The following is a 9,083-nucleotide window of genomic DNA, read 5'->3' as shown; positions in this document are numbered from 1 at the left end:
TCCTTGCCGACCTTGTCCATGGCCTCGGCGATCAGCTCGCCGATCTGGGTGTCGGCGGCGGAGATGGAGGCGGTGGAGGCGATCTGCTCCTTGGTCTCCACGTCCTTGGCCTGCTCAAGGAGAGCGGCGGAGACGGCCTCGACGGCCTTCTCGATACCGCGCTTGAGGGCCATCGGGTTGGCGCCGGCGGCTACGTTGCGCAGGCCCTCCTTGACCAGGGCCTGGGCGAGCACGGTCGCGGTGGTCGTACCGTCGCCGGCGACGTCGTCCGTCTTCTTGGCGACTTCCTTGACCAGCTCGGCGCCGATCTTCTCGTACGGGTCCTCGAGCTCGATCTCCTTGGCGATGGAGACACCATCGTTGGTGATCGTGGGGGCGCCCCACTTCTTCTCGAGGACGACGTTGCGGCCCTTGGGGCCGAGCGTCACCTTGACGGCGTCCGCGAGCTGGTTCATGCCGCGCTCGAGGCCGCGCCGCGCCTCCTCGTCGAACGCGATGATCTTGGCCATGTGAAGTGGTCCCTCCAGGACTGGGGGTGATTCCTTCGGACCGCGCCCGCGCCCGCGACGGACGGCTCGCCGGCCTCGTGGTTCCTTGCCCCACCCGGCCCGCGGGCCTCACCGACCCGGTCCTCGTTGTCACTCTCACCTTCAGAGTGCTAACGCAATGATTAGCACTCGGCATGGTCGAGTGCAAGCGCCTTCGGGGGATCGGACGGGGACGCGCCGGGGCGGCGCGGGCGGCGCGGGCGGGACGAACCGGACGGCGCACACAGGACGCGCCGAGCGGCGCGCACAGGACGAAGGGCCCGCACCCCGTGCCGGGTGCGGACCCTTCGAACGTGAGACGTAAACCTAAGACGTGAGACGGACGCGAGACGCGATGAGACGTTCAGCGTGAGAAACGTTCAGGCGCTGAGGCGAACCATGTCGGCCTGCGGGCCCTTCTGACCCTGCGAGATCTCGAACTCGACCCGCTGGCCCTCCTCAAGGGTGCGGTAGCCGTCCATCTGAATCGCGCTGTAGTGGACGAACACGTCCGCACCACCGTCTACCGCGATGAAGCCGTAGCCCTTCTCCGCGTTGAACCACTTGACGGTGCCCTGAGCCATGCCTAACTCCCCTATTACTGGCCCTTGCGCAGATCCACCCTTCGCGGACCCGGGTCAGACCTCACCCCCCACGGATCGGGGGCGTGCGCCGGAACGCGTCGACCGCGGCTGAATGTACTTGTCCAACTGCCGTCTGCAACAGGTCAATCGGACGAGAAATCTGGACGCGACCGGTCCGGAATCTGGCGAGAATTCAGCTAAATTCAGGGCAAGTCGGGCCCCATAAAAACAATAAATGCCGCATAAGACCCGTGCATTTTGGCTGCTTCTTGTCGGGCGTGCGGCATGAATCCAGGGTTCCCGACCTGTCGGCCGGGGAGCGCGTTCCCCAACTCTATCGCGCTCAATCACGCAGAATGGCCTCCTCCGTTTCTCTTACGGAGGAGGCCATTCGATGAACAGCTTGTCACCGACGTTACCGTCGGTAATTCTCAGCCGCCGGCGACCGCCGGAATGATGGACACACCGGCGCCGTCCGGGGTCGGCGTCTGGAGCCCGCCCTCGAAGCGCACATCGTCGTCGTTCACGTACACGTTGACGAACCGGCGGAGCTTCCCCTCGTCGTCCAGGACGCGCCCGGCGATCCCGGTGTGGCGCTTCTCCAGGTCCTCGATCACCTCGGCGAGCGTCACCCCCTCGGCGGCGACCTCCGCCTGCCCGCCGGTGTAGGTACGCAGGATGGTGGGGATGCGAACGGTCACGCTCATGCGAGTCCAGCCTCTCGGAAGGAGTCCAGGTTCGGTCGAATGGTCGCGGTCAGGCCGGTCCCGGCCACCGCGTCCAGGGTCTTGAGGCCGTCGCCCGTGTTCAGGACGACGGTGGTGAGCGTCGGGTCCAGTACGCCGTTCTCCAGCAGCTTGCGCGTCACGCCGACCGTCACGCCGCCCGCCGTCTCCGCGAAGATGCCCTCCGTGCGGGCGAGGAGCTTGATGGCGTCCACGATCTGGGGGTCCGTCACGTCCTCCACGGCGCCGCCGGTGCGGCGGGCGATGTCGAGGACGTACGGCCCGTCGGCGGGATTGCCGATGGCCAGCGACTTGGCGATGGTGTCCGGCTTCTGGGGCCGTACGACGTCGTGGCCCGCCTTGTACGCGGCCGACACCGGCGAGCAGCCCTCCGCCTGGGCGCCGAAGATCTTGTACGGCCTGTCCTCGACCAGGCCGAGCGCGATCAGCTCCTTGAGCCCCTTGTCGATCTTCGTGAGCTGGGAGCCGGAGGCGATCGGCACCACGAGCTGGTCCGGCAGTTCCCAGCCGAGCTGCTCGCAGATCTCGTACGCCAGCGTCTTGGAGCCCTCGGCGTAGTACGGCCGCAGGTTGACGTTGACGAAGCCCCAGCCCTCACCGGCCGGATCGCCGATCAGCTCGGAGCAGAAGCGGTTCACGTCGTCGTAGTTGCCCTCGATGCCGACGAGTTCACCGCCGTAGACCGCGGCCATGACGATCTTGCCCTGCTCCAGGTCGTGCGGGATGAACACGCAGGAGCGCAGCCCCGCGCGGGCCGCCGCCGCGCCGACCGCGCCCGCGAGGTTGCCGGTGGAGGAGCAGGAGAGCGTGGTGAAGCCGAAGGCGCGGGCGGCCTCCAGGGCCTGGGCGACCACGCGGTCCTTGAAGGAGTGGGTGGGGTTGCCGGAGTCGTCCTTGACGAACAGGCCGCCGGTGACGCCGAGTTCACGGGCGAGGTTGTCCGCCTTGACGAGCCGGGTCCAGCCGGGGTTGAGGTTCGGCTTGTCGGCGACGTCGGCGGGGACGGGCAGCAGCGGGGCGTAGCGCCAGATGCTGGCGGGGCCGGACTCGATGCGCTTGCGGAGGCTGTCGGCGTCGTGGCCGGAGAAGTCGTAGGCGATCTCCAGCGGGCCGAAACACTCCTCGCAGGCGAAGACCGGGCCGAGCGGGACGCGGTGCCCGCACTCCCGGCAGCTGAGAGCCGCGGCGGGGCCAAGATCGACAGTGGGGGTGGCAAAGGTCTGCACAGCCATGGAGGCGAGGCCCTTTCTCCTCATCTTCCTCACGACGCACTTCGCCGTGAGACGGATTTGGCACCTTCCCTAGCCGGGAGCCTCGCGGTGCGTCGCGGATGCGTCGCGCACGAGACCGACTGGAGTTGCCGGGGCTTCGCAGGGCCGTTTCCCTCTGCCCCTCTGGATGAGCTGTATTCGGTTGTGGACGCCGATCTTCTCGGACATGCGATGGTCATCGGCGTTGTTCAAGACTGTAACCGAAGGCCAGCACAGTTGAAGGTGTCGTCCGAACCGCGAGACGGGTTCATGAACACCGGCACGTGTGACCGTACGTCCCCCCAGTGAAGGAGCCGCAGACCATGCTGGAAGAAGTCGAGCGCTGGCTGGCCACCCGCTCCTGGTCCGTGGCCGACCGCCCGCTGCACCGTGTCCTCGCCGCCAAGCAGCGCTCCGGGCAGACCGTGTCCGTGGTGCTGCCCGCGCTGAACGAGGAGGAGACGGTCGGTGACATCGTCTCCGTGATCCGCCACGACCTGGTGCGGCAGGCGCCGCTGGTGGACGAGATAGTCGTGGTGGACTCCGGGTCCACCGACCGCACCTCCGAGGTGGCCGCGGCGGCGGGCGCGCGGGTCGTGCACCGTGACGCGATCCTGCCCCGGCTGCCCGCCGTGCCCGGCAAGGGCGAGGTGCTGTGGCGCTCCCTGCTCGCGACCGGCGGGGACATCGTGGCCTTCGTGGACGCGGACCTGAGGGAGTTCTCCTCGGACTTCGTCCTCGGCATCGTCGGGCCGCTGCTCACCGATCCGGGCGTCGATCTGGTCAAGGCGATGTACGACCGGCCGCTCGCCGGTGCCGCCGGGCAGGGCGGGCGGGTCACCGAGCTGATGGCGCGGCCCCTGCTGAACATGCACTGGCCGCAGCTGGCGGGTTTCGTCCAGCCGCTGGGGGGTGAGTACGCGGCCCGTCGCTCCCTGCTGGAGCAGCTGCCGTTCCCCGTGGGGTACGGCGTGGAGCTGGGCATGCTGGTCGACGCCCTGCACCTGGTGGGCCTCGACGCGCTGGCCCAGGTCGACGTGGGCGTCCGCAAGCACCGGCACCAGGACGGGCAGGCGCTCGGGCGGATGTCGGCGGCGATCTACCGCACGGCCCAGCTGCGGCTGGCGCGCGGGCATCTGATCCGGCCCGCGCTGACCCAGTTCGAGCGGGGGGTGTCGGGCTTCGAGCCGCGTACGTACTCGGTGGACACGGAGGAGCGGCCGCCTATGGCGGAGATCGCGGAGTACGCGGAGCGGCGGGTGGCGTGAGGGGGCGCCGCGCGCCGCATACGGAGGGCCGTATACAAGGCGCCGCGTCGGGTCGTGCGCACGTTTGAGGGTTCGGGAGCCGGGCTAGGTTGAGGACCATGGCTTCCACGCAGGGTGCTGAGGTGCTGGTCGCGTCGAATCGCGGCCCGGTTTCCTACACGGTCGGTCCGGACGGGGCGCTGACGTCGCGGCGCGGCGGTGGCGGGCTGGTGTCGGGGCTTTCGGCGATCGGGCCGGACACCGACGCGGTGTGGGTGTGCGCGGCGCTCGGGGACGGTGACCGGGAGGCGGTGCGGCGCGCGGACGGCGGGCTGCTGCCCGACGCGGACACCGGCGGCCAGCGGGTGCGGATGCTGGACATCGACGCGGGGGTGTACGCCGACGCGTACAACGGCATCGCCAACTCCGTGCTGTGGTTCGTGCACCACATGCTGTACCAGACCCCCCTGGAGCCGGTCTTCGACGCGGAGTTCCGGCGGCAGTGGGAGGCGTACCGGGAGTACAACCGGGCGTTCGCCGAGGCGCTGGCCGAGGAGGCGGCGCCGAACGCGGCGGTGCTGATCCAGGACTACCACCTGGCCCTCGCCCCCCGGATGCTGCGGCAGCTCCGCCCCGACCTGCGCATCGGCCACTTCTCGCACACGCCGTGGGCTCCGCCGGACTACTTCCGGCTCCTCCCCGACGACATCGCGGCCGAGCTGCTCGGCGGCATCCTGGGCGCGGACCGGGCGGCGTTCCTGACCCGGCGCTGGGCGGACGCGTTCACCGCGTGCTGTCACGCCGTACTCGGCCCCGGCATCCCGTCGGGCACGGAGATCGGGGTGCACGGGCTCGGCGCGGACGCGGACTTCCTGCGGGAGCGGGCACACCGGGCGGACGTGTCCGAACGGATGGTGACCCTCCGCGAGGAGATCGGCGAGGGGCGCCGGACCATCGTCCGGGTGGACCGCACCGAGCTGTCGAAGAACATCGCGCGCGGGCTCCTGGCGTACCGCCGTCTCCTCGTGGACCGCCCGGAGTGGCGCGAGCGCGTGGTGCACGTGGCCTTCGCGTACCCGTCCCGGCAGGACCTGGCGGTCTACCGCTCCTACACGGAGGAGGTGCGCCGGATCGCGGACGAGATCAACGCCGAGTTCGGCACGCCGGGCTGGACCCCGGTGCTCCTGCACGTCGAGGACGACTTCGCCCGTTCCCTGGCGGCCTACCGCCTGGCCGACGTGGCCCTGGTCAACCCGATCCGCGACGGCATGAACCTGGTCGCCAAGGAGGTCCCGGTCGTCTCGGACGAGGGCGTGGCCCTGGTGCTGTCCCGCGAGGCGGGCGCCTACGAGGAGCTGGCCGAGGACGCGATCACGGTCAACCCGTACGACGTCGTCGGCACGGCCGAGGCCCTCCACGAGGCCCTGTCCCTGCCCCCCGACGAGCGCGCCGAACGCTCCAAGCGCCTGGCCACGGCGGCGACGGCCCTCCCCCCGACCCGCTGGTTCCTGGATCAGCTGGCGGCGCTGGGGGGCTGAGCCGGGCCGCTCTCAGGCCATGTGTGCCGCGAGGGTGTGCAGCAGCTCCACCACGCCCTCGGGGCCGTCGACCACCAGGTCGGCCCGTTCCGCCAGTTCGGGTACTTCCGTGCTGCCGCTGCACACCAGGAGGCCGGGGGTGCCGCCGGTGCGGAGTTTCTCCACGGCGGCGAAGGCGGGGAGGTCGCCGAGGTCGTCGCCCGCGTAGAGGACGGCGTCGGCGCCGAGGGCGCGGACGTGGTCGAGGAGGGCGACGCCCTTGTCCATGCCGGGCGGGCGGAGTTCGAGGACCAGGCGGCCGGGTTCGACGATCAGGCCGTGCCGGGTGGCGAGGTCGGTCAGCGGGGCACGCAGGGCCTCGAAGGCGGCCTCGGGGTCCTCGGCGCGGCGGGTGTGTACGGCGACGGCGCGGCCCTTCTCCTCGATCCAGGTGCCGGGCCAGGCTCCGGCCCGGTCGAGGACGCCCGGCAGTTCGGCGCGGGCGGCGGCGATGCCGGGGTGCGGGGCGGGGGCGCTGACGGTGCCGGTGGCGGCGTCCCAGCGCTCGGCGCCGTAGTGGCCGAGGACGACGAGGTGTTCCAGGCCCGCGATCCCGGCGAAGCCGCCGTTGCGTACGGCGACCCCGGCGGGGCGGCCGGTGATCACGGCGACGGAGGCGACCTTCGGCGCGAGTTCGGCGAGCGCGGGCACCGCGCCGGGGTGGGCGCGCGCCTGCGCGGGGTCGGCGACGATGGGAGCCAGCGTGCCGTCGAAGTCCAGCCCGACCACGGCCCCGCGCGCCCCCTCCAGCAGCGCGCGCAGACCGTCCCGGCCGGCCGGAGTCGTCGGAACCGGAAGGTCCTTCGGAGTGGCGGAGTCCGTCTCGGGGATACCCATGCAACGACACTATCCGCGAGGACCCCGGCCCACTCCTCCCCGTGAGCGGTCCGCCGGTGTCACCCCGCGCCCCCGACGCCCGGGGTCACCGCTCGGACCGTCTCGCCTCACGGACCCGGCGCAGTCTGTTCACCGTCACCGGGTCGTGGGCGAGGGCTCGCTCGTCGTCCAGGAGGGCGTTGAGGAGCTGGTAGTAGCGGACCGGGGCGAGGCCCAGTTGTTCGCGGATGGCGCGTTCCTTGGCGCCGGGGCCGGGGAAGCCCCGGCGCTCCAGCGCGAGGATCGCCTTCTCGCGGGTGCCCAGTTCCATGTCGGCAACCGTAACCCCGGCCGCCGACAGGGGTCAGAGCGCGGAGGCCCGGCTGTCCGCCGTGGTGGCCGTCGACTGCAGGCGGGTCAGGACGCCCGAGGGGTTGCCGTCGGGGGAGACGGCCTGGCCGATGTCCTGCTTGACGGCCGCGCTGACCTCGGCCCAGGAGATCTTGTTCACGGGGTACTGCTCGGCGGTCTGCAGCTGGTCCAGGAAGGGGTGCAGGGCCTTGTCGCGGGGCGCCTCGGACTCGCCCATGACCTCGGAGGCGGAGGTGGTGACGGGCAGCAGGCCGTACTCGTGGGAGAAGGCGAGCACGTTCTTCTCGTCGTACACGAAGTCGAGGAAGCTGCCGATCTGGTCGGCGTGGCCGTTCTGCTTGAAGCCCATCATCCAGTCGGCGACGCCCATCGCGGGCTGGTTGCCGCCGTCGCGGGTCGGCATCGGGACCATGCCGAACTTCACGCCCTTGGCCTCGGCCTGCTGCATCAGCGTGGGGTGGCCGTTGAGCATGCCGACCTGGCCGTCGGTGAAGGCGGAGAACGCGGCGGCGCGGTTGAGGCGGCCCGGGGCGACCGGTCCGGTCAGGCCCTTGTCGACCAGGTCGTCCTTGAGCCAGGTGAACGTGTTGGCGTTCTGGGAGGAGTCGATGGTGTACGTGCCCATGTCGTCCGTGAAGTCGCTGCCGCCGCTGAGCAGCCACTGCATGGTCTCGGCCTGGGCCTCCTCGGGCCCGAGCGGCAGGGCGTAAGGGTACTTCACGCCCTGGCTCTTGAGCGCCTCGGCGTCGGCGGCCAGCTCGTCCCAGGTGGTGGGCGGCTGGGTGATGCCGGCCTTGGCGAAGAGCGACTTGTTGTAGAAGAGGACGCGCGTGGAGGCCGCGAACGGCATGCCGTACGGCGTGTGGTTCCAGTCGCCCGCGTCGGAGAGCTGCGGCAGCAGGTCGGCCTGGGCGCGGATGGAGAGCAGGTCGGAGACCGGGTAGAGCTTGCCCGCGGCCGCGTAGTCGGCGTAGGCGCCGATCTGGGCCATGTCGGGGGCGTGCCCGGCGTCCACCATCTCCTTGACCTTGCGGTCCACGTCGTTCCACGAGTAGACGCTCACCTCGACCTTCACGTCGGGGTGCTGCTTCTCGTACGCGCTGACGAGCGTGGACCAGTACTTCTTGGAGCTGTTGGCCGGGGAGTCGCCGTAGTCGGCGGCGACCAGCTTGAGGGTCACATGCGAGGAACCCGTGGTTCCGCAGCCGCCGAGGACCGCCGCCATGCCCACTGCGGACACCACCGCGATCGTTCTTGCCGTACGCCGACGCACCGTCAAAACCCCGATTCCCTTGACCAACTGTTCGCTATGTGAACACATGTCTACACCACGTAAGTGGACTAGACCTCTCATGGGTCACCGGGTCACACTGGACGGGTGAGACATGTCATCGCCCTGGACGTGGGCGGCACCTGGATGAAGGCCGCTCTCCTCGGCGACGACAGCGCGTCTGCCCCGGGGACCGCCCCCGTACTCCTGCACCGCGAGCGCCGCGCGACCGGACGCGAGCGGGGCCCGGAGGCGGTGGTCGCGGAGATCCTGGACTTCGCCGCCGGTCTCGCCGCGCACGGCGCCGCCCACCTGGGCGGACCCGCCCTCGCGGCAGGCGTCGCGGTGCCCGGCATCGTGGACGAGAGCGGCGGCCGTGCGGTCTACTCCGCCAACCTCGGCTGGCGCGACGTACCCCTGCGCGACCTGCTCGCCGAGCGCCTCGGCGTGCCCGTCGCGCTCGGCCACGACGTGCGCACCGGCGGCCTCGCCGAGGGCCGGATCGGTGCCGGGAAGGGCGCCGACCGCTTCCTGTTCGTCCCGCTCGGCACCGGCATCGCGGGCGCCATCGGCATCGGCGGCGGAGTCGAGGCGGGCGCGCACGGCTTCGCCGGTGAGATCGGCCACATCGTCGTACGCCCCGGCGGCGCCGACTGCCCCTGCGGACAACGCGGTTGCCTGGAGCGGTACGCCT

At 70.8% G+C, this 9,083-nt stretch carries 10 protein-coding genes and 1 riboswitch; of the genes, 3 read left to right on the top strand and 7 right to left on the bottom strand.

Features of this window, described 5'->3' with window-relative positions; genetic code table 11:
* The 4 genes from GTW40_RS31065 to thrC all read right to left on the bottom strand — a co-directional run.
* The coding region (locus tag GTW40_RS31065) for a TCP-1/cpn60 chaperonin family protein (RefSeq protein WP_272919054.1) at window positions 1-509 on the bottom strand (509 nt) is incomplete at its 3' end.
* A 398-nt stretch (window positions 510-907) separates the two neighbouring features.
* The gene (locus GTW40_RS31060) at window positions 908-1,111 is read right to left on the bottom strand and encodes a cold-shock protein (protein ID WP_004929928.1); all 204 of its coding nucleotides are present in this window, start codon (window positions 1,109-1,111) and stop codon (window positions 908-910) included.
* A gap of 431 nt (window positions 1,112-1,542) precedes the next feature.
* Window positions 1,543-1,818 (bottom strand): MoaD/ThiS family protein, encoded by a 276-nt coding sequence (locus GTW40_RS31055; protein WP_161183468.1) that lies wholly within the window; start codon window positions 1,816-1,818, stop codon window positions 1,543-1,545.
* The gene (gene thrC, locus GTW40_RS31050; protein ID WP_161183467.1) at window positions 1,815-3,089 is read right to left on the bottom strand and encodes a threonine synthase; all 1,275 of its coding nucleotides are present in this window, start codon (window positions 3,087-3,089) and stop codon (window positions 1,815-1,817) included. Before thrC ends, GTW40_RS31055 begins: the two co-directional genes overlap by 4 nt.
* 17 nt (window positions 3,090-3,106) lie before the next feature.
* Window positions 3,107-3,262, bottom strand: a riboswitch (SAM riboswitch).
* A gap of 168 nt (window positions 3,263-3,430) precedes the next feature.
* Here thrC and GTW40_RS31045 point away from each other — a divergent pair.
* Both GTW40_RS31045 and GTW40_RS31040 read left to right on the top strand, forming a co-directional pair.
* Window positions 3,431-4,375 (top strand): glucosyl-3-phosphoglycerate synthase, encoded by a 945-nt coding sequence (locus GTW40_RS31045; protein ID WP_161183466.1) that lies wholly within the window; start codon window positions 3,431-3,433, stop codon window positions 4,373-4,375.
* Window positions 4,376-4,473: 98 nt separating this feature from the next.
* Window positions 4,474-5,892, top strand: coding sequence for a trehalose-6-phosphate synthase (locus GTW40_RS31040; RefSeq protein ID WP_161183465.1), 1,419 nt, complete (start codon window positions 4,474-4,476; stop codon window positions 5,890-5,892).
* Window positions 5,893-5,904: 12 nt separating this feature from the next.
* On the opposite strand, the gene otsB is transcribed toward GTW40_RS31040, so the two are convergent.
* The 3 genes from otsB to GTW40_RS31025 form a co-directional block, all read right to left on the bottom strand.
* Complete coding sequence (gene otsB / locus GTW40_RS31035) at window positions 5,905-6,768, bottom strand: trehalose-phosphatase (protein WP_161183464.1); 864 nt, start codon at window positions 6,766-6,768, stop codon at window positions 5,905-5,907.
* Between the two features lie 85 nt (window positions 6,769-6,853).
* Entirely contained in the window at window positions 6,854-7,078 is a 225-nt protein-coding gene (locus GTW40_RS31030; RefSeq protein ID WP_161183463.1) for a DUF3263 domain-containing protein, read from the bottom strand.
* Window positions 7,079-7,111: 33 nt separating this feature from the next.
* Entirely contained in the window at window positions 7,112-8,362 is a 1,251-nt protein-coding gene (locus tag GTW40_RS31025) for an extracellular solute-binding protein (protein ID WP_161183462.1), read from the bottom strand.
* A gap of 135 nt (window positions 8,363-8,497) precedes the next feature.
* On the opposite strand from GTW40_RS31025, the gene GTW40_RS31020 reads away from it, so the two are divergent.
* The coding region (locus GTW40_RS31020) for an ROK family protein (RefSeq protein WP_161183461.1) at window positions 8,498-9,083 on the top strand (586 nt) is incomplete at its 3' end.

This window comes from Streptomyces sp. SID4985 (genome assembly GCF_009863025.1).
Taxonomy (GTDB): domain Bacteria; phylum Actinomycetota; class Actinomycetes; order Streptomycetales; family Streptomycetaceae; genus Streptomyces.
Note: the sequence above shows the minus strand (reverse complement) of the source record. Positions and strands in the feature narration are given on the sequence as shown.

What these genes read in the sequence shown, in the direction of transcription:
- GTW40_RS31045 (WP_161183466.1), top strand. Translation starts at nt 3,431, where the DNA reads ATGCTGGAAGAAGTCGAGCGCTGGCTGGCCACCCGCTCCTGGTCCGTG.
- GTW40_RS31040 (WP_161183465.1), top strand. Translation starts at nt 4,474, where the DNA reads ATGGCTTCCACGCAGGGTGCTGAGGTGCTGGTCGCGTCGAATCGCGGC.
- GTW40_RS31060 (WP_004929928.1), bottom strand. Translation starts at nt 1,111, where the DNA reads ATGGCTCAGGGCACCGTCAAGTGGTTCAACGCGGAGAAGGGCTACGGC.
- otsB (WP_161183464.1), bottom strand. Translation starts at nt 6,768, where the DNA reads ATGGGTATCCCCGAGACGGACTCCGCCACTCCGAAGGACCTTCCGGTT.
- thrC (WP_161183467.1), bottom strand. Translation starts at nt 3,089, where the DNA reads ATGGCTGTGCAGACCTTTGCCACCCCCACTGTCGATCTTGGCCCCGCC.
- GTW40_RS31055 (WP_161183468.1), bottom strand. Translation starts at nt 1,818, where the DNA reads ATGAGCGTGACCGTTCGCATCCCCACCATCCTGCGTACCTACACCGGC.
- GTW40_RS31030 (WP_161183463.1), bottom strand. Translation starts at nt 7,078, where the DNA reads ATGGAACTGGGCACCCGCGAGAAGGCGATCCTCGCGCTGGAGCGCCGG.